The following is an 18,520-nucleotide window of genomic DNA, read 5'->3' on the forward strand; positions in this document are numbered from 1 at the left end:
GTGGCCATGCGGGCACTGACCTTTCGGCCCGCGGGCGCCTCCTGGGTGGCCGGAGCAGGAAGGAAGTCCATATGCCGATGTGATCTCCCGTGGCGCCGCGTTCGCAATCAGGGGTCTCGGCCACCGGAACACTTCCGGGCTGAGGCCGCGGAGATGTTCCGATGGCCGGAACGCCTACGCGCCGAGGAGGGCCGCCGAGATGGCCTGGGCGGCGCCGCGTACGGAGATGCCGAGCTTGGCGAGCGGCACCGCGCCCACGGGGGCGGCCACGCCGAGGGACATGCAGATCCGGCCGCCCGGGCCGAACACCGGCGCCGCCACGCACGCCACACCCTCGGTGAACTCCTCCTGCGAGTACGCCACGCCGTGCCGGCGGACCTGGGCCAGCTCGCGTTCGAGCCCGCCCAGCGTGGTGATCGTGCGGCGCGTCATCCGCTCGAACGAGCCGCGCGCCAGCAGCTCCTGGCGCAGCCTCGGGTCGAAGGCCAGCAGCGCCTTGCCGGTCGCCGTGCAGTGGAGCGGCACGCGGTCCATGCCGTCGGAGCGGGAGTCGACGCGGTTGTGGCCGTAGAGGCGCTCGACGTAACGGGCCTCCAGGCCGGAGGGGACCGCCAGGTTGACCGTCTGCCTGGTGGCCTCGTACAGGTAGAGCAGGTAAGGAAGCACGACCTTGCGGGTGCCGGGCACGCGGGCCCGGGTGATGCCGGCCATCGTCTCCAGCAGCTCGCCCGGCAGGTAGCCGTTGCCCACCCGCCTGGCCAGCTCGCGCGAGCACAGCACGCCCAGGATGCGGTGGGCGGTCGACTTGGGCAGGCCCGTGCTGCGGCACAGCTGCGAGAGGCTGACCGGGTGGGAGGCGGCGCCGAGCGCCAGCAGGATGTCGATGCCCCGCTCCAGGCTGCCCGGCTGGGCCACGGGGCGGTCGTCCGCCATCCTCTGCACTTGGCGGACCAGTTCCGTCGGCATTGATGTCCTTTCGCTCTCCGGAGAGCGAAAGGGGCTTCCCGGGGGCTGCGGTTGTCCTGTCCTTGGCGTACCCGGCTGCCGCCCGTTAACGCAGGCTGATGATCTCGGCGTACACGGAAACGGCCACTTCACCGGGCGTTCTGGCACCTATGTCCAGACCCGCCGGAACCCGTACGCGCTCGCCTCCCTCCACGCGCGCCAGCACCGCCGTGCCGCGCCTGCGGCTGGCGATCAGCCCGACGTACGGGACGCCCTTGGCCAGCGCGTCACGCAGGATCGGCTCCTCGCCGACCCCGTGCGAGGCCACCAGGACGGCGTCGGCGTCGGCGGCGACCCCGGGGCCGGTCTCGATCTGGTACCCCAGCGCCTGGCCGACGGCGGCGAAGGCCCGGGCGATGGGGCTGTCGCCGTACACGTGGATCAGCACGGGAGGCAGCACGGCCTCCAGGAAGATCTCCAGCGTGCCGCCGGACAGGCACGGCTGGCCCACGGCGATCAGGCCCTCCTCCTCGTGCGGCTCGCCCGCCTCCGGCGTGATCCGCAGCAGCGTGGTCCGTGCCGCGCGCCGGAGTTCGAGCAGCCGCAGGCCCTGCGCCCGGACGGTGTCGGTGGCGCAGACCCCGCCGACGAACCCCTCGATCGTCCCGTCCGGCAGCACCAGCGCGCGGTCGCCCGCCTTCGCGCTGGTCGGCCGCTGCGCCCGCACGACCGTGGCCAGCACGTACGGCTCCCGCCCCGACCGCAGCCGCGCGACCCGGGCGTCCAGGTCGGCGGCCGGGCGCGGCCGGGACGTCGGCATGCCGAGAAAGTCGCTCACGGGATGGCCAGGTCCGTGCGGAACGGGTCGCCGTTGACGACGCGCCAGACGTTCGCCGGGGTGAGCGGCATGTCGGCGTGCCGCACACCGTACGGCTTGAGCGCGTCCACCACGGCGTTGACCACGGCCGCGGGAGAGCCGACGGTGGCCGACTCGCCCACGCCCTTGGCCCCGATCGGGTGCGTCGGCGAGGGCGTCACGGTCTCGCCCAGCTCCCACGACGGGCACTCCATCGAGGTCGGCAGCAGGTAGTCCATGAACGACGCCCCCAGGTGGTTGCCGTCCTCGTCGAACGCCATCACCTGCATGAGCGCCATCCCCACCCCGTCGGCCAGCCCGCCGTGGATCTGCCCCTCGACGATCATGGGGTTGATCCGCACGCCGCAGTCGTCCACCGCCACGAACCTGCGCACCTTCACCTGCCCCGTCCCCGGATCGACGTCGACGACGCAGATGTAGGCGCCGAACGGGTAGGTGAGGTTGGGCGGGTTGTAGACGGTGGCCGCGTCCAGGTGGCCCTCGACGCCTTCCGGCAGCTCCAGGTTGGAGTGCGCGGCCAGCGCGATCTCGGCCATCGACTTACCTGCGGACGGGTCGCCCACCACCGACCACCTGCCGTCGGCCCACTCCAGGTCGTCCGGCGCGGCCTCCAGCATGGCCGCCGCCACGATCTTGGCGCGGTCGCGCACCTTCCTGGCCACGATGGCGGTGGCCGCGCCCGAGACGGGGGTGGAGCGCGAGCCGTACGTGCCCAGCCCGAACGGCGTCTGGTCGGTGTCGCCGTGCACCACCTCCACGTCGTCGGCCGGGATGCCCAGCTCCTGCCCGACGATCTGGGCGAACGTGGTCTCGTGCCCCTGGCCCTGCGACTGGCACGAGACCCGCAGCACGGCCTTGCCCGTCGGGTGCACGCGCAGCTCGGCGCCGTCGGCCATGCCCAGGCCGAGGATGTCCATGTGCTTGCGCGGGCCCGCCCCGACGGCCTCGGTGAAGAAGCTGACGCCGATGCCCATCAGCTCGCCCCTGGCCCGCTTGTCGGCCTGCTCGGCGCGGAGCTTGTCGTAGCCGGCCATGTCCATGGCCAGGCGCAGCGCCCTGGGGTAGTCGCCGGAGTCGTACTCCCAGCCGGTGGGGGAGTGGTAGGGGAACTGCTCGGGTCTGAGCAGGTTGCGCATCCGCAGCTCGGCCGGGTCGAGGTCCAGCTCGGCGGCCAGTACGTCGATCATGCGCTCGACCAGGTAGACGGCCTCGGTGACGCGGAAGGAGCAGGCGTAGGCGACGCCGCCGGGGGCCTTGTTCGTGTAGACGCCGGTGACCTCGCAGTGGGCGGCCTCGATGTCGTACGAGCCGGAGAAGACGTGGAAGAACCCGGCCGGGAACTTGGTCGGCTGGGCCGTGCCGTTGAACGCGCCGTGGTCGGCCAGCACCTTGACCCTGATCGCCTGGATCCTGCCGTCACGCGTCGCCGCCACTTCGCCGCGCATGTGGTAGTCGCGGGCGAAGGCGGTGCTCATGAGGTTCTCGGAGCGGTCCTCCATCCATTTGACCGGCTTGCCGGTGACGATCGAGCCGACGATCGCGCACACGTAGCCGGGATATATCCCGACTTTTCCGCCGAAACCGCCGCCGATGTCCGGGGAGATCACCCGGATCTTGTGCTCGGGCAGCCCGGCCACCATCGCGTACAGCGTCCGGTGGGCGTGCGGCGCCTGCGTGGGGCACCAGACGGTCAGCTTGCCGGTGACCCTGTCGAAGTCCGCGAGCGCGCCGCACGTCTCCAGCGGCGCCGGGTGCACGCGCGGGTAGAGCAGGTCCTGGGCGACCGTCACCTCCGCCTGCTCGAAGAGGGCGTCGGTGCGGGCGCGGTCGCCGGCCTCCCAGTCGAAGATGTGATTGCCGGTACGCCCTTCGAGGTCGTCCCGGATGACCGGCGCGTCCGGGTCGAGGGCCTTCCTGGCGTCGATGACCGCGTCGAGGGGGTCGTACTCGACGTCGATGAGCTCCAGCGCGTCGCGGGCCGAGTAGGCGTCCTCGGCCACCACGAAGGCCACCTCCTGGCCCTGGAAGCGCACCTTGTCCGTGGCCAGCACCGCCTGGGTGTCCTGCGAGAGCGTCGGCATCCAGGCGAGGCCGAGCCCGGCCAGGGTCTGCCCGGTGATGACGGCCTTGACCTTCGGGTGGGCCTCGGCGGCGCTCGTGTCGATGGAGACGATCCTGGCGTGGGCGTGCGGGCTGCGCAGCACGGCGCCGTACAGCATGCCGGGCAGCCGTACGTCGTCGGTGTAGTTGCCGCGGCCCCTGATGAAGCGGGCGTCCTCCTTGCGGTGCATGCGTCCGTAGCTCATGATTTCGCCTCCGTCGCGGACTCGGCGACATTCAGACTCGCCTGGGCCGCCCACCTGATGGACCGAACGATGTTCTCGTAGCCGGTGCAGCGGCACAGCTGGCCCGAGATCGCCTCGCGGATCTGACCCTCGTCGGGGTCGGGCACGCGGTCGAGCAGCGCGCGTGCGGTGAGCAGCATGCCGGGCGTGCAGAACCCGCACTGCAGCCCATGACACTCCACGAACCCCTTCTGCACCGCGTCCAGCTCCCCGTCCCGTTCCAGGCCCTCCACGGTGGTGACCTCGTGGCCGTCGGCCATCACCGCCAGCACCGTGCACGACTTGACCGGCACGCCGTCGAGCCGCACCGTGCAGACCCCGCAGTTGGAGGTGTCGCAGCCCCAGTGAGTGCCGGTCAGGCCCAGCTCGTCGCGCAGGAAGTGCACGAGGAGCAGCCTGGGCTCGACCTCTCTGGTGTACGGCTGCCCGTTCACCGAGACCGTGATGCGCATGTCAGATCCTCCCTGCGGCTCTGACCAGCGCGCGCCGGGTCAGCTCGGCGGCCAGGTGGCGCTTGTAGTCGGCGGGGCCGCGCTGGTCGGCGTGGGGGTCGCAGTGCTCGGCGGCGATCCGGCCCGCCTCCGCGAACGCCTCCCCGCCGGGCGGCCTGCCTTCGAGGTAGCTCTCGGCCTCGGGGGCGCAGAAGTGCTCGGCGCCGACCGCGGTCAGCCCGATGCCCGCCCGCGCGATCACGCCGTCCCGGACGGTGACGACCGCTCCGGCCGCGGCCACCGGCCAGTCGCCCACGCGCCGCTCGACCTTCTCGTACGCGCTGCCCGTGCCCGCCGTGACCGGTACGCGCAGCTGCACCAGCAGCTCGCCCGGCCCGACGGCGGTCTCGTACGGGCCGTGGTGGAAGTCCCTGATCGGCACGGTACGCTGACCGCCCGCGCCCTGGATGACCGCCCGCGCCCGCAGCGCCGAGAACACGGCGGACAAATCCTCGGAAGGGTCGCCCTGGCACAGCGACCCGCCAACGGTCCCCCGATTTCTCACTATCGGGTCGGCAATAACTCGCTCCGCATCCCGAAATATCGGGAAAAGGTCGGTGGCGGTGGTGCTGTCCAGCAGCTCTGTGTGCCGTACCAGCGCGCCAATGGCCAGTTCGTCACCCTCGACGGCGATCCGCCCCAGCTCGGCCAGCCCGTTGATGTCGATCAACGCCTCCGGCTGGGCCAGGCGCAGCTTCATCATCGGGATGAGGCTGTGCCCACCTGCGACGATCCTGGCCTCGGGGCCGTAGCGCGCCAGCAGTTCGAGCGCGTGCGGCACGCTGTCCGCTCTCTCGTATTCGAATCTCGCGGGAACCTGCATGACTGCACATTGCTAGCACCGATTTGTCCCGACAATCCGCAAATAAGGGATTCCTTAATCTCTCTGCTTTCGATCATCAGAAAGAGCCAAGTCAAGTTAATCTAGGCGCGAGAACTATGAAGGGGGAGTCACTCGCTCCCTGACCTGAAGGTCGGGGCTTGCCTCGTTGAACGGGGCGGGCCGGAGTGACCAGACTCAGTCATCATGCACAAGGAGGTGACCTTGGTGGCTACGTTGGACACACGTCAGCAGATCCACTCCGCTGTGCTTCCTCAGCGGCGGACCCTGGAATCCGCGTCAGCAGACAACCCTGGAGCAGGGACGAAACGGGGCGCGGACGCCTTCGGGCAGCGGAGTGTCCAACATGGTCGAGGGGAGACCCACGCCGCTTCACCTGGCGGCGAGGGCGTCACCCGTGCAAGCGGAGCCTGCGGTCGTGAGAGCGCACCCCGCGTGTTCGTCCTGGCATCGGACGGCACGCCGCTTGATCCCTGTCATCCATCTCGCGCCCGCAAGCTACTGATGTCGGGGCGGGCGGTGGTCGCTCGGTACACCCCGTTCGTCATCCGGTTGAAAGACCGCACTGCTGAACAGTCGGAGGTCGAGGGCGCGGAGGTCGGTATCGATCCTGGCAGCCGGTACACCGGCATTGCTGTGTTCCGTAGCGATCGCGGGACCAGGCACGGCTTGTATGGCATCCAGCTCGACCACCGCGGTGGCAAGATCCGCGACAGGCTCACGGCCCGAGCAGCCTTTCGCAGACGTCGCCGTACGGCCAACCTGCGCTACCGCGCTCCTAGGTTCGTCAACCGCACCCGGCCGCTGGGTTGGCTGGCCCCGAGCCTTCAGCATCGCGTGGACACTGCGATGAGCTGGGTGGCACGGCTACGGCGCTTGGCCGCCCAGCGGTCCTGGCGCGACTGCTCAGCCAGGCCAAGACGCCGCTGCGGGATGCCGCCGCGGTGAACGCCACTCGCTGGGCGCTGTACCGGACGCTGACGGCGACCGGCCTGCCGGTGTGCTGCGGCAGCGGCGGGCGCACGAAGTGGAACCGATTCCGCACCGACACACCCAAGTCCCACACCTTGGATGCGCTCCGCGTGGGCGAACTCGACCGCGTCGCGTCCTGGCCGAGCCGGGTGCTGGTCGCCGTTGCCACCGGCAGAGGCACGTACTGCCGGACTCGCTCTGACAGGTTCGGGCTTCCCCGCCTGCGTATGCCCCGCATCAAGCAGATCTTCGGCTACCAGACTGGGGATCTCGTGCGCGCCATCGTGCCGAAGGGCAAGCACGTCGGAACCCACATCGGCAGGGTCGCCGTCCGCACATCCGGTAGCCACACTGTTCAGACCCCGACCGGCCCCGTCAAGACCTCGCACAAGCATCTCCGCCGGCTCCAGCGAGCGGATGGTTACGCCTACGTGCTGAAGAAGGAAGAACGCCGGTGCGCGCCCTGACGGAGCTTCGCCCGGCGGCGAGCCGTCTTTCCGGGTCGCGCTACCCGGAAATCTGTTTCCATTTCGGCCTGAAGGCCGAATTATCCCTGGAAAAGGTCCGATGACGCTCAGCCAGCTCGGCGCGTTTGTTTTCGTCGCACGCCTCGGCTCGGTCAAGGCCGCGGCGCGGACCCTGGGAGTCAGCGAGCCCGCGGTCTCCCAGTCGCTGGCCCAGCTCCGCAGGCACCTCGGCGACCCGCTGCTGATCCGATCGGGGGACCGCATGGTGCTCACGGAGGGAGGTCGGCGCCTTCTCGGCATTGCCTCCCAGATCGTGGCCCTCGGCGCCGAGGCGGTCGCGGCCGTCCGACCCGGCCACCCCGCCCGCCTGCACGTGGTCATGGACGCTATCGTTGCCGAGTACGTCGCCGGGCCGCTCGTCTGCCTCTTCACGCAGCGCAAGTCGGTGGACGCCACCACCGGCGTGGCGGCCACGGCCGAGATCTCGCTCCTGCTGTCCAGCCGCCTGGCCGACGTCGCGCTCGGGGCCCAGGTGAGCGGCGAGGGCCTGGTGAGCCGCCCGGTCCTGCGCTGCCGCCTCATCGTGGTCGGCTCGCCCCGCGGCCGCCGCGACCAATGGCTGGTGGGCCCCTCCGGTACGGACCCCCTGAGCGACACGAGCCGGTTGCTGCGGCTGCTGCGGGTCCCGGAGTCCCAGGTGCGGGTCTTCGCGAACCAGACGGCCGCCTGGAAGGCCGCCGCCGAGGGCTCCGGCATGGCGCCCGCCACGGCCCACCTGGTGGCGTCCCAGTTACGCAGGGGCGAACTGGTGGCCGTCGAGACCGCCGCGACCCCGCTGGCCGCGTACTGGTACGCCACGACCCTGGAACCGCCGAACCGGTCGGTGGCCGCGGGCACGTTCCTGGACTTCCTCACCACCCCGGCCGCGACCCAGGTCATGCGCACCCCGGACGACGGCATCCCCCGCAGCCGCTTCCGCCCCCCGATCCACGTGTCGATCTGGAGCTGAGGTCTACCGCAGCCTCCAGAGCCACCGGCCCGTCGTCGCCGCACTCAGCGCAGGGCCGCGGCCTCCGAGGCGAGCTTCTCGACGCGGCCCCAGTCGCCGGTGGCCAGCGCGTCGGCCGGGGTCAGCCAGGTGCCGCCGACACAGCCCACGTTCGGCAGCGCGAGATAGTCGGCCGCCGTGTTCACCCGGATCCCGCCCGTCGGGCAGAAGCGCACGTCCGGCAGCGGCCCGGCCAGCGCCTTGAGGTAGGGGATGCCGCCCGCGGCCTCGGCGGGGAAGAACTTCAGCTCCTTGACCCCCCGCTCGACCAGCGCCATCACCTCGGACACGGTGGCCGCCCCCGGCAGGTACGGGACGCCGCTCGAATCCATCGCCTCGACCAGCGACAGGGTCGTCCCCGGCGAGACCAGGAACCGAGCCCCGGCGGCCACCGACGCCGCGATGTCCTCCGAGCTGCGGATGGTCCCCGCGCCCACGGTCGCCTCGGGCACCTCGGCCGCGATCCGGGCGATGGCCTCGCGCGCGGCCGGGGTCCGCAGGGTCACCTCGATGGCCGGCAGGCCGCCGGCGACCAGCGCCCTGGCCATCGGCACGGCGCTCTCCACGTCGTCGATCACCACGACGGGGATCACCGGGGCGAGATCGAGCAGGCTCATGGGTTCTTCTTCTCCTCGTCGGCCCGTTGACGGCCGTCTAGTCACGTACAGGTCCGCCCAGACAAGTCCGCGCGGTCATCCCACCAGTTCCCGGCGGGCGCGCTGGGCCAGCCAGGCCGCCGCGCCCGTCAGCGCCGGCTGCGGAGCGACGATCAGCGCGGTGCCGATGGCCTCCAGGTAGTGGGCCATGTCCGGATTTTCGGCGAAGCGGGCCCGGAAGCTGCTGGTGCGCACGCGTTCCACGATACGGGGGAGCACTCCGCCGCCCAGATACACCCCGCCCCTCGCGCCGAGGGTCAGGGCCACGTTCCCGGCGAAGCTGCCCAGCATCCCGCAGAACACCTCCACCGTCTCCGCGCACAGCGAGTCGTCCAGCCGGGCCACGATGTCCGAGGCGGTCAGGTCGGGGGCGGCGACGCCGTTCACCTGGGCGAGTGCCCGGTGCAGCCGGACCAGCCCAGGCCCGGACAGCACGTGCTCGGCCACCACGTGCGGCAACCCCTGCGACTGCAGGACCTGGACGATCTCCAGCTCCCGCCGGTCCACCACGGGCACCGTGACGTGCCCGCCCTCGCCCGGGATCGGGGTCCAGCCGTGCTCCGCGGGCACCAGCCCGCCCACGCCGAGGCCGGTCCCCGGCCCCAGCACGGCCTTGACCCCGTGACCCGGCTCGGGGCCGCCCAGCGAGACCAGGTCGTCGCCCTCCAGGTGCGGCAGCGACACCGCCAGCGCCTCGAAGTCGTTGAGCAGCGCCGCGTACGGCACGCCGAGATCCCGTACGGACCCGGCCCACGCCGAGTTCGTGAGCCGGTAGCGGTCGCCGTCGATCGGCCCGGCCAGGGCCAGGCACGCCGCCCCCGGTCGCACTCCGCCCGCGTGTTCCGCGAGATAGGCGGCTACGGCTTCGGGGAGGGTCGGGTAGTCGGACCCCGCCAGGACCGCTACGTTGGCCGGCCGCGCTCCCGACGAGGTGACCAGGCCGAACCGGGCGTTGGTCCCGCCGATGTCGGCGACCAGCCACGGAAGGTCAAAGGCATTCACCACATACCTCCGGCGTCCAGGGCGGCGTCAAGATCGCTCGCCATGAACCGAAGGATCCCACGAACGCTCTCGCCGTCCCAGACGGGACGGCGAGCCATCGACTTCTGAACCGTCACCTCGCCAGCCCGGCGTGCTGGGCGCCGACCGGGGCGCCCGTCTCCAGGTGCGAGGCGCCGGCCTCGGCGAGGAAGCCCAGGCCGGGGCCGTGGTCGGGCGACTCGGCGCCGCTGAGGCCGAAGATCCCGGCGCCCTGCTCCGCGTGGCCCGCCATCCGGCGGAAGGCCGCGAACAGCTCGCGCCCGGTCCCCACCCACTGCGCGTCGCTCAGCGGGCGGCCCTCCGGCAGGCGGCGGGACAGCTCCTCGGCGGGCACCTGCAGCTCCAGCGTCCCCGCCGTCGAGTCCAGCCTGATCATGTCGCCGTCCCGCACCAGGGCGATCGGCCCGCCGTCGGCGGCCTCGGGCGACAGGTGGATGGCCGCGGGCACCTTCCCGGACGCGCCGGACATGCGGCCGTCCGTGACGATCGCGACCCGCTGACCCCTGTCGAGCAGCACGGCCAGCGGCGGCGTGAGCTTGTGCAGCTCGGGCATGCCGTTCGCGCTCGGACCCTGGTAGCGGATGACCGCCACGAAGTCCTGCCCGTCCAGCTCGCCCGCCTCGAACGCCCGCAGCAGCTCCAGCTGGTCGTCGAACACCTTCGCCGGCGCCTCGATCACCAGGTGCTCCTGCTTGACCGCCGAGACCTTGGAGACGGCCCGGCCCAGGTTGCCCGACAGCATGTGGATGCCGCCGTCCGCCGAGAACGGCGCCGCGACCGGCCGCAGCACGTCCAGGTCGGAGCTGCCGCCGGTGACCGGCGCCCACACCAGCTCGCCGTCCACCAGCTCGGGAGCCTCACGGTAGCGGTCGAGGCCGTGGCCGGCCACGGTCATGACGTCCCCGTGCAGCAGGCCCTCGTCCAGCAGGTCACCGATGAGGACCTGCATGCCGCCGGCGTCGCGGAAGTGGTTCACGTCCGCCTGACCGTTCGGGTAGATCTTGGTGAGGGACGGCACGACCCCCGACAGGCGGGCGAAGTCGTCCCAGGTCAGCACGATGCCCGCGGCGGCGGCCATGGCGACCAGGTGGATCGTGTGGTTCGTGGACCCGCCGGTGGCCAGCAGGGCGACGCAGGCGTTCACGATGGCCTTCTCGTCGACCAGCTCGCCGATCGGCGTGTACTCCGAGCCGTGCGCGGTGATCTCCACCGCGCGGCGCCCGGCCGCCTCGGTGAGGGCGTGGCGCAGCTCGGTGTGCGGGTTGACGAAGGTCGAGCCGGGCAGGTGCAGGCCCATGACCTCCATCAGCGCCTGGTTGGAGTTGGCGGTGCCGTAGAAGGTGCAGGTGCCGGGGGAGTGGTACGACTTCGCCTCGGCGTCGAGCAGCTCGTCGCGGCCCACCTTGCCCTCGGCGAAGAGCTGGCGGGTGCGCGCCTTGACCTTGTTCGGCAGGCCCGAGGTCATCGGCCCGGCCGGGACGAAGATCGCGGGCAGGTGCCCGAAGTGCAGCGCCCCGATGAACAGGCCGGGCACGATCTTGTCGCACACACCCAGCAGCAGCGACGCGTCGAACATGTCGTGCGACAACGCGATCGCCGCGGCCATCGCGATCACGTCGCGGCTGTAGAGGGACAGCTCCATGCCGGGCCGCCCCTGCGTGATGCCGTCGCACATCGCGGGCACGCCGCCCGCCACCTGCGCCACGCCGCCGGCCTTGCGCACCGCGGCCTTCAGCTCCGGCGGGTACGTCTCGTATGGCTGGTGCGCCGAGAGCATGTCGTTGTAACTCGTCACGATGGCCACGCCCGGCTTGGCGGCACCGCGTAGCGCGAGCTTGTCGTCGGCGGGCGCACCGGCGAAGCCGTGCGCCAGGTTCGCGCAGCCGAGGTGGGCGCGGGCCGGGCCCTTCGCCCTGGCGGCCTCGCCGTCGCGCCGGATGCGCGCCAGGTACGCGGCCCGGCTGGTGGCGCTCCGCTCGGCGATGCGGTCGGTGACGTCCTGGATGACGGGGTTCACGGTGCCTCCTTCGTCGGGTCCATGAACCCGGAATCGATTGTTCACACGTCCTCCTCGTGCCACTCGCGACCGCTGCGGCCGAGCAGTTCGTGGGCTCCGGCGGGACCGGTGGTCCCGGCGGGGTAGGGCTCGGGCAGGTCTCCGGACGACTCCCAGGTCGACAGGATCGGGTCGATCCAGCGCCAGGCCGCCTCCACCTCGTCACGCCGCATGAACAGCGTCGGGTTCCCGGCCAGCACGTCCGTCAGCAGCCGCTCGTACGCCTCCGGCACCCGCGCCGTAAACGTCTTGCCGAAGCTCAGGGACATCGGCACCGGCTTCAGCGTCACCTCGCCCGCGCCCGGCTCCTTGGCCATGATGTGCAGCTCGATGCCCTCTTCCGGCTGCAGGCGCAGCACCAGGCGGTTCGGCGTGCCACCGGGGAAGATGGAGTGCGGCACGTCCTTGAACTGCACCACGATCTCCGACCTGCGGTACGGCATCCGCTTGCCGGTCCGCAGGTAGAACGGCACCCCCGCCCATCGCCAGTTCTTGATCTCGGCCCGGATCGCGGTGAACGTCTCCACCCGCCGCGAGGCGTCCGTCGGCGGCGTGGAGGCGGGCTCGTCGAGGTAGCCCGGCATCCCGTCGGTCTCGGTGTACTGGCCCCGCACGGTGAAGCGGTCGACCTCCGTGCCCGTGATCGGGCGCAGCGCCTGCAGGACCTTGACCTTCTCGTCGCGGATGGCCTCACGGTCGTTGCGGGCCGGCGGCTCCATCGCGGTCAGCGTGAGGAGCTGGAGCAGGTGGTTCTGCACCATGTCGCGCAGCGCGCCCGCGTGGTCGTAGTAGCCGCGCCGGCCCGGCGTGCCGACGGTCTCGGCGGCGGTGATCTGGACGTGGTCGATCCACAGGGAGTTCCAGATCGGCTCGAGGAAGGCGTTGGCGAAGCGCAGGACCAGCAGGTTCTGGACGGTCTCCTTGCCCAGGTAGTGGTCGATGCGGAAGATCTGGCGCTCGTCGAAGATGGCGCCGACCTCGTCGTTGATCCGCTGCGCGCTCGGCAGGTCGTGGCCCAGCGGCTTCTCCAGCACCACGCGCGAGAGCGGCGTGACCAGCCCGGCCTCCTCCAGCTCGCGGCAGAAGGGGCCGAAGGTGCGGGGCGGGCTGGCGAGGTAGAAGACCCGGTCGCGCTGCTCGTGCCCGGCCAGCAGCCTGCTCAGCGCCCCCCAGCCCGACTTGTCGGCACCCCCGACGTCGACCGACACGTGGTGCAGGCGGCCGAGGAAGCGCTGCCACATGGCGGGGTCGTCGATCGGGACCTGGTCGCGTACCTCGGCGTCCACCTTGCCGCGGAAGTCGGCGTCGGTCAGGCCGCCCCTGGACATGGCGATGACGCGGGTCTCCGGGGAGAGCCTGCCGTCCCTGTCGCTGTGGTAGAGCGCCGGGAGCAGTTTGCGCATGGACAGGTCGCCGGTGCCGCCGAAGACGACGAGGTCGGCGGTGTGGGCGGGGCTGGTTGTCGACACGGGGGACACGGTTGCGGGCTCCGATGATCTACCAAGCAGGGACAGAACGGACACTAACGAGAGTTTGGGTCCCACACAAGCGGAGTTTTGGTATTTGAGATAAAAAAGTCTGGACTTTTCATGACCTAACCCCATGTGATTCACTTAGCCGATGCCTCGACGTACCGCCGCGACCCTCGCCACCAGTGGTGAGGTGCTCCGCCTCATCCGCACCGGAGAGGCCGCGACGCGGGCCGACCTGGGCCGGGTGACCGGTCTGTCGCGCCCCGCCGTGCAGCTGCGCGTGGGTGAGCTGCTGGAACGCGGCCTGGTCGTGGAGCGCGACGACGCCCCGTCCACGGGCGGGCGGCCGCCGGTCCGGCTGGAGTTCAACGCCACGGGCGGCGTGGTGCTGGTGGCGGCGCTCGGCGCCAGCCGCACCCGGGTGGCCGTCTGCGACCTGGCCGGGCGGGAGCTGGCCGGGCGCGAGTTCGCGATGGATGTGGAGCAGGGGCCCGACGTCGTCCTCCCGGTGATCATGGATTCCTGGGACGAGCTGCTCGGCGACCGGCCCCGCTCGATGCTCAGAGGCGTCGGGATGGGCGTGCCGGCCACGGTCGAGTTCGCGCAGGGACGCGCCGAGAGCGCCCGCGTGATGGCCTCGTGGACCGGCGTGGTGATCCCGCCGATCATCCGCGAGCGCTTCCCCGTCCCTGTGCTCGTGGACAACGACGTCAACGTGCTGGCCATCGGCGAGCACCGCGGCGCCTACCCCGACCTGGACGACCTGATGTTCGTGAAGATCTCGACGCGGATCGGCGCGGGCGTGATCGCCGGGGGCGGCATCCTGCGCGGCGCGCTGGGCGCGGCGGGCGAGATCGGCCACATCCCCGTGCTCGACGGCGGCGACGTGCTGTGCCGCTGCGGCAACACCGGCTGCGTCGACTCCGTGGCCAGCGGCGTCGCGCTGCTGCGCGACCTGCGGGCCCAGGGCAAGGACGTCAAGACGATCGCCGACGTGACCGCGCTGGTGCGCGCGGGCGACGCCGAGACGATGGCCACGGTGCGCGAGGCCGGCCGCCGGATCGGCGAGGTGCTGGCCGGGGCGGTCAACATCCTCAACCCGTCGGTGGTGGTGCTGGGCGGCGACGTGGCCGAGGCGTTCGGGCCGCTGGTGTCGAGCATCCGCGAGGTCGTCTACCGCCGCTCCACGGCCCTGGCCACCCGGCGGCTGCGCATCGAGCCGAGCCGGTTGGGGGCGGGCGCGGGCATCAGCGGGTGCGCGGTGATGGTGCTCGACCACGTGCTCTCGCCGGACGCCGTGGACGAGACCATGACGATCTCGGCCCTGCGCCGCGAGCGCGTCGCCGCTCCGTAACGTCAGAGGTCCCAGCGGGGGACGTCGCTCTCCCGTACGAGCCCGTCCGCGCCGAACACCAGATGGCGGTCGAGGTCGGCGGCGAACCAGCGGTCGTGCGTGACCGCCGGCACCGTCCCCTCGAACCCCGCGAGCCCCCTGCTGGAGAGTTCCTCAGGGAGCTCGCCGAGCACGGGCTTGACCACGCGTGGGACGCCACGTTCGACGAGGGCCTCGGCTACCTGCTGGACGGCATGGAGCAGTCCCGTAGACGCGAAGACGGCCGGCTCGGGTGAGCCGGCCGCCGTCGGGGGATCGTCAGTCCTCGCGGGCCTGCTTCGGGAGCATCAGGCCGACCGCGAACGTCGCGGCGATCATCCCGGCCGCCACCCACAGCGTGATCGTGACGCTCCCGGTGCCGAAGTAGAGGGTGCCCAGCAGGGCCAGGCCCAGCGCACCGCCCACCTGCTGGAGCGCGGTCAGCGCGCCGGAGGCGGAGCCGGTCTCCTGGGGCTCGACGGCGGCCATCACGATGCTGAAGTACGGGCTCATGATCAGCCCGCTGCCCAGGCCGGCCACCGCCAGCGCCGGGGCGAGCTGCCACGGCGAGACCCCGGGGGAGGCGACGGCGATCACACCGGTCACGCCGAGCCCCATGACGATCGCGCCGGCCAGCAGCACCTTGCGGCCGTGCCTGCGGGCGGCCTGCGCGACGCCCATGCCCACGATCATGCCCAGCGACGAGGGCACGCTGGTCAGCGCCGCCTTGAGCGGGGAGTAGCCCAGGCCGAGCTGGGTGTAGAGGCCGATCACGAGGAAGAACCCGGTGAAGGCGGCGAAGTAGATCGTGCCGGTCGCCATGCCCGAGACGAACGCCCGCTTGCCGAACAGGCTGGGCGCCACCAGCGGGTCGCCGCCGCGCCGGGCCCTGCGCTTCTCGTAGGCCGCGAAGACCGCGAACACCGCCGCGGAGGCCGCCATCATCGCGAACGCCCACGCCGGCCAGCCGCTCTCGCGCCCCTGGACCAGCGGGAAGACCATGAGAACGGTGCCCGCGGAGGCCAGCACGGCGCCCGGCAGATCGAGCCGCACGCCCTTGACCGGCCGGGAGGCGGGCAGGAAGCGCAGGGCGGCCAGCGCGGCGGCGGCCCCGATCGGCAGGTTGATCAGGAAGATCAGCCGCCAGTCGACGCCGGTCAGCGCGCCCGCCAGGATCGGCCCGCCCACCGCGGACAGCCCCATGACCGGCCCGAACATCCCCATCGCGACCGCCAGCTCCTTGGGCGGGAACATCTCCTTCATCAGCCCCATGCCCTGGGGGATCATCGCCGCCCCGAACAGCCCCTGCACGACCCTGGCCGCGATGATCGTCTCGGGGGAGGCGGCCAGGGCGCACAGCAGCGACCCGACGGTGAACCCGACGACGCCGATGAGGAACATGCGCTTGCGCCCCACGATGTCCCCGAGCCGTCCGCCGGTCAGCAGGCCCGCGGTCATGGCGAGGGTGTAGGCCGCGCCGAGCCACTGGATCAGGGAGTCGCCGCCGCCCAGGTCGGCCCGCATCGTCGGGCCGGCGACGTTGGTGACGGTCGCGTCGAGCAGCTCCATCACCGAACCGGCGAGGACCACCGCGAGCGCGGGCCAGCGCCACTTGTAGGGGGCGGGGGTGGCGGGCGTCTGCGCGGGGCGGGTGTCGAGGATGGTCATCCACGGCCTCCTGAATCGGAACGGCTTGTTCTGTTCCAGAATAGCAGAACGGAATGCTTCATTCCACAACGAGACCAAGATTCTTGCGGGGGGGGGTGCCACGGAGCCGGTCAAGAGTGCGCGTCGTCACGGCGAGAAACCCGTGAGCCTTCACGACCGGCCATGACAGGCGGAAACGGACGTCGGCGCGTGCGGCCCACCGTGCGCAGCCGTAAAGGACGGGCTTGAAGACCGTCGTGCGGCGTGCACGGCCGTGAGAGGGGTTTCAGTGCTTTCTGGGGTGGCGCGTCTGGCCGGGCGGAACATGCGTGCGGCCGGGCGGCGTGGTGGCGGTGGGAGGCGGCGCGGCGGACGAGCGGGTCGGCTGCACCGCTGGGGAGGCCGTGGCCGGCTCGGGCGTGGGCGTACGGGAAATCGAGGCGAGGGTCGGCCGCGTGGAGTTCGTTCGCCGTGGGGTCGGGCGCGCCGAGAGCGCCCGCTTCGGAGTGGGGCGGCGATGCACGGCGGAGGAGGGGTGCGCCGGGGACGCGGAAGAGCCGAGGGTGGTGGAGGCGGGGCCGAGGGCGGTGGGGGCGGTGCGGAGGCGGGATTCGGTGGCGACCGGGATGGAGCCGTCACGGGCGCCGGGGCCAGTGCGGTGCCAGTCGACCGCGTCCAGTCGCCTGGCGGTGGACGCCCCGCCCACCAGAATCCCCGCCGAGGCCAGCATGAGCGTGCCGACCAGCGCGCCGGCGATCATCAGTATCCGCCCTCGCCGCCCGCCCTCGTCGGCGAACGGGTCGGGCTCCGATGATCGCTCCGTGCCGGTCACGCCTCAAATGCTAGAGAGGTGCCGCCGATGCCAGGGCCGATCCGGACAAATCGGAGAGTTAATTGTGATCATCAACAGGAGCACAGCAGCCCGCGCAGCGCCGTCTCCAGGCACAGGCCGGAGCGGGCCGGGGTCGGCCACGGGAAGCGGATCAGCGCCTCGTCCACCCGTACGGTCGCCCCGAACCGGTCCAGCTCCCACAGCCACACCTCGCCGGCCTCCTCGCCGAGCTGCCGGGACACGCCCGCGGTGAGCTGCGCCCGGTGCGAGGCGTTGACGTGCGAGAGCACCCGCTCGGCCGTCTCCGCCAGCGGGTCCGGCGCCGCGCCCAGGTAGTCGTCGGCGTCCAGCAGCCCCGACTCCTGCCCGGTCAGGTACACGACCTGCCCCACGTCCAGCCGCAGCAGCCGGGGCGCGGAGCGCTCCCCGAACCGCTCGAGCGCGTCGAACAGGCTCTCGTCGGCGCTGTGGGCGGCCACCGCGACCGCCGCGCCCCGTGCCTCGCTCTCCGGCACGGCCTCCGCCCACCCCTGCACCTCGAGCAGCCCGCGCGGATGGGTGGCCTCACCCAGTTGCCGCATCGCCGTCAGGTTCACCGCCACGACGGCGTCCTCGCGCAGGGGGTGCAGCGGCTCGCCGGGCAGCACCAGGAGCACGGGCCGGCCGCGCTCGTCCACGCCTCCCCGGGCCGGCGAGGGCGCTCCGTCGACGGACAGCTTGGCGACGTTCGCGGTCGCGGCGAGGGTGCGGACTCGCTCGGGGATCGGCAGCATGGGCCCTCCGTTTCAATGATAGGTTAGGCTTCCCTAAGTAAGGATTACCTAATCACATCGAGGTGAACGTGCGCTACACCGGCCCCAAGGTGCGACTGTCGCGTCGCGCGGGCGTCCCGCTGACCAGGAAAGCCGTCCGCTACTTCGAGCAGCGCCCCTATCCGCCGGGCGAGCACGGCCGCAAGACCAACCGCCGCAGCACCGGCGACTACGGGCTGCGGCTGATGGAGAAGCAGAAGCTGCGCTGGTACTACGACGTGTCGGAGCGGCAGCTGCGCCGCTACTGGGACCTCGCCGTCCGCAAGTCGGGCGCGTCCGGCGCCGAGCTGGTCACGCTGCTGGAGAGCCGCCTGGCCTCGCTCGTGCTGCGCGCCGGGCTGGCGCCGTCCATCTACGCGGCACGGCAGTACGTCAACCACGGCCACATCGCCGTGGACGGCCGCAAGGTGGACATCCCCAGCTACCTGGTCAAGCCCGGTCAGGTGGTCACGGTGCGGGAGCGCTCCCGCCGGATGCAGCCGTTCGTGGCCGCCGCCGAAGGCGTGTACGCCGACGAGCGCACCGCGGCCTACCTCTCCGTGGATCACGCCAATTTGACGTTCACGCTGGTGAACCGCCCCGAACGCGAACAGATCGTGGTCCCCGTGGAGGAGCAACTCGTCGTGGAGTTCTATTCTCGTTAGCC

At 71.7% G+C, this 18,520-nt stretch carries 18 protein-coding genes; 5 read left to right on the top strand and 13 right to left on the bottom strand.

The features are described from left to right. Positions 1 to 174: 174 nt before the first annotated feature. From ACWDRB_RS06955 to ACWDRB_RS06975, 5 genes are all read right to left on the bottom strand, one after another. Positions 175 to 966, bottom strand: a complete 792-nt coding sequence (locus ACWDRB_RS06955) for an IclR family transcriptional regulator (protein ID WP_449892170.1) — start codon at positions 964 to 966, stop codon at positions 175 to 177. Positions 967 to 1,051: 85 nt separating this feature from the next. After that, positions 1,052 to 1,783: an XdhC family protein gene (locus ACWDRB_RS06960; protein WP_449892171.1), complete on the bottom strand. Its 732-nt coding sequence runs from the start codon at positions 1,781 to 1,783 to the stop codon at positions 1,052 to 1,054. Then, positions 1,780 to 4,128, bottom strand: a complete 2,349-nt coding sequence (locus tag ACWDRB_RS06965) for an aerobic carbon-monoxide dehydrogenase large subunit (RefSeq protein WP_449892172.1) — start codon at positions 4,126 to 4,128, stop codon at positions 1,780 to 1,782. The genes ACWDRB_RS06960 and ACWDRB_RS06965 overlap by 4 nt, the downstream gene beginning before the upstream one ends. Continuing rightward, positions 4,125 to 4,619 (bottom strand): (2Fe-2S)-binding protein, encoded by a 495-nt coding sequence (locus tag ACWDRB_RS06970; RefSeq protein WP_350726890.1) that lies wholly within the window; start codon positions 4,617 to 4,619, stop codon positions 4,125 to 4,127. The genes ACWDRB_RS06965 and ACWDRB_RS06970 overlap by 4 nt, the downstream gene beginning before the upstream one ends. Before the next feature lies 1 nt (position 4,620). Continuing rightward, the gene (locus ACWDRB_RS06975) at positions 4,621 to 5,481 is read right to left on the bottom strand and encodes an FAD binding domain-containing protein (protein ID WP_397369902.1); all 861 of its coding nucleotides are present in this window, start codon (positions 5,479 to 5,481) and stop codon (positions 4,621 to 4,623) included. Between the two features lie 204 nt (positions 5,482 to 5,685). Here ACWDRB_RS06975 and iscB point away from each other — a divergent pair, with 204 nt between their 5' ends. The 3 genes from iscB (at position 5,686) to ACWDRB_RS06990 (ending at position 7,947) form a co-directional block, all read left to right on the top strand. Next, on the top strand, positions 5,686 to 6,447 hold the full coding sequence (iscB, locus tag ACWDRB_RS06980) for an RNA-guided endonuclease IscB (protein WP_449892173.1): 762 nt from the start codon (positions 5,686 to 5,688) through the stop codon (positions 6,445 to 6,447). Further along, complete coding sequence (locus tag ACWDRB_RS06985; protein ID WP_449892174.1) at positions 6,444 to 6,938, top strand: hypothetical protein; 495 nt, start codon at positions 6,444 to 6,446, stop codon at positions 6,936 to 6,938. Before iscB ends, ACWDRB_RS06985 begins: the two co-directional genes overlap by 4 nt. Positions 6,939 to 7,038: 100 nt before the next feature. After that, positions 7,039 to 7,947 (top strand): LysR family transcriptional regulator, encoded by a 909-nt coding sequence (locus ACWDRB_RS06990; protein WP_449892175.1) that lies wholly within the window; start codon positions 7,039 to 7,041, stop codon positions 7,945 to 7,947. 44 nt (positions 7,948 to 7,991) lie between these two features. Here ACWDRB_RS06990 and eda read toward each other — a convergent pair whose 3' ends face one another. The 4 genes from eda to zwf form a co-directional block, all read right to left on the bottom strand. Then, the gene (eda, locus tag ACWDRB_RS06995) at positions 7,992 to 8,603 is read right to left on the bottom strand and encodes a bifunctional 4-hydroxy-2-oxoglutarate aldolase/2-dehydro-3-deoxy-phosphogluconate aldolase (protein ID WP_350726894.1); all 612 of its coding nucleotides are present in this window, start codon (positions 8,601 to 8,603) and stop codon (positions 7,992 to 7,994) included. Between the two features lie 75 nt (positions 8,604 to 8,678). Further along, positions 8,679 to 9,644, bottom strand: coding sequence for a glucokinase (glk, locus tag ACWDRB_RS07000; protein WP_449892176.1), 966 nt, complete (start codon positions 9,642 to 9,644; stop codon positions 8,679 to 8,681). A gap of 112 nt (positions 9,645 to 9,756) precedes the next feature. Further along, positions 9,757 to 11,700: a phosphogluconate dehydratase gene (gene edd / locus ACWDRB_RS07005; RefSeq protein ID WP_449892177.1), complete on the bottom strand. Its 1,944-nt coding sequence runs from the start codon at positions 11,698 to 11,700 to the stop codon at positions 9,757 to 9,759. 41 nt (positions 11,701 to 11,741) lie between these two features. Further along, on the bottom strand, positions 11,742 to 13,208 hold the full coding sequence (gene zwf / locus ACWDRB_RS07010) for a glucose-6-phosphate dehydrogenase (RefSeq protein WP_449892178.1): 1,467 nt from the start codon (positions 13,206 to 13,208) through the stop codon (positions 11,742 to 11,744). Positions 13,209 to 13,359: 151 nt separating this feature from the next. Here zwf and ACWDRB_RS07015 point away from each other — a divergent pair, with 151 nt between their 5' ends. Beyond that, a complete protein-coding gene (locus tag ACWDRB_RS07015) occupies positions 13,360 to 14,565 on the top strand; it encodes an ROK family transcriptional regulator (protein WP_449892179.1) in 1,206 nt (401 codons plus the stop codon). Positions 14,566 to 14,567: 2 nt separating this feature from the next. On the opposite strand, the gene ACWDRB_RS07020 is transcribed toward ACWDRB_RS07015, so the two are convergent. The 4 genes from ACWDRB_RS07020 to ACWDRB_RS07035 form a co-directional block, all read right to left on the bottom strand. Next, positions 14,568 to 14,750, bottom strand: a complete 183-nt coding sequence (locus ACWDRB_RS07020; RefSeq protein ID WP_449892313.1) for a hypothetical protein — start codon at positions 14,748 to 14,750, stop codon at positions 14,568 to 14,570. Positions 14,751 to 14,862: 112 nt separating this feature from the next. Continuing rightward, a complete protein-coding gene (locus ACWDRB_RS07025; RefSeq protein ID WP_449892180.1) occupies positions 14,863 to 16,251 on the bottom strand; it encodes an MFS transporter in 1,389 nt (462 codons plus the stop codon). Positions 16,252 to 16,516: 265 nt separating this feature from the next. Then, on the bottom strand, positions 16,517 to 17,062 hold the full coding sequence (locus ACWDRB_RS07030; protein WP_449892181.1) for a hypothetical protein: 546 nt from the start codon (positions 17,060 to 17,062) through the stop codon (positions 16,517 to 16,519). Positions 17,063 to 17,133: 71 nt separating this feature from the next. Next, complete coding sequence (locus ACWDRB_RS07035) at positions 17,134 to 17,835, bottom strand: DUF2470 domain-containing protein (RefSeq protein ID WP_350740752.1); 702 nt, start codon at positions 17,833 to 17,835, stop codon at positions 17,134 to 17,136. 68 nt (positions 17,836 to 17,903) lie between these two features. Here ACWDRB_RS07035 and rpsD point away from each other — a divergent pair, with 68 nt between their 5' ends. Next, positions 17,904 to 18,518 (top strand): 30S ribosomal protein S4, encoded by a 615-nt coding sequence (rpsD, locus tag ACWDRB_RS07040; protein ID WP_363965049.1) that lies wholly within the window; start codon positions 17,904 to 17,906, stop codon positions 18,516 to 18,518. Positions 18,519 to 18,520: the final 2 nt, after the last annotated feature.

The organism is Nonomuraea sp. NPDC003707 (assembly GCF_053587055.1).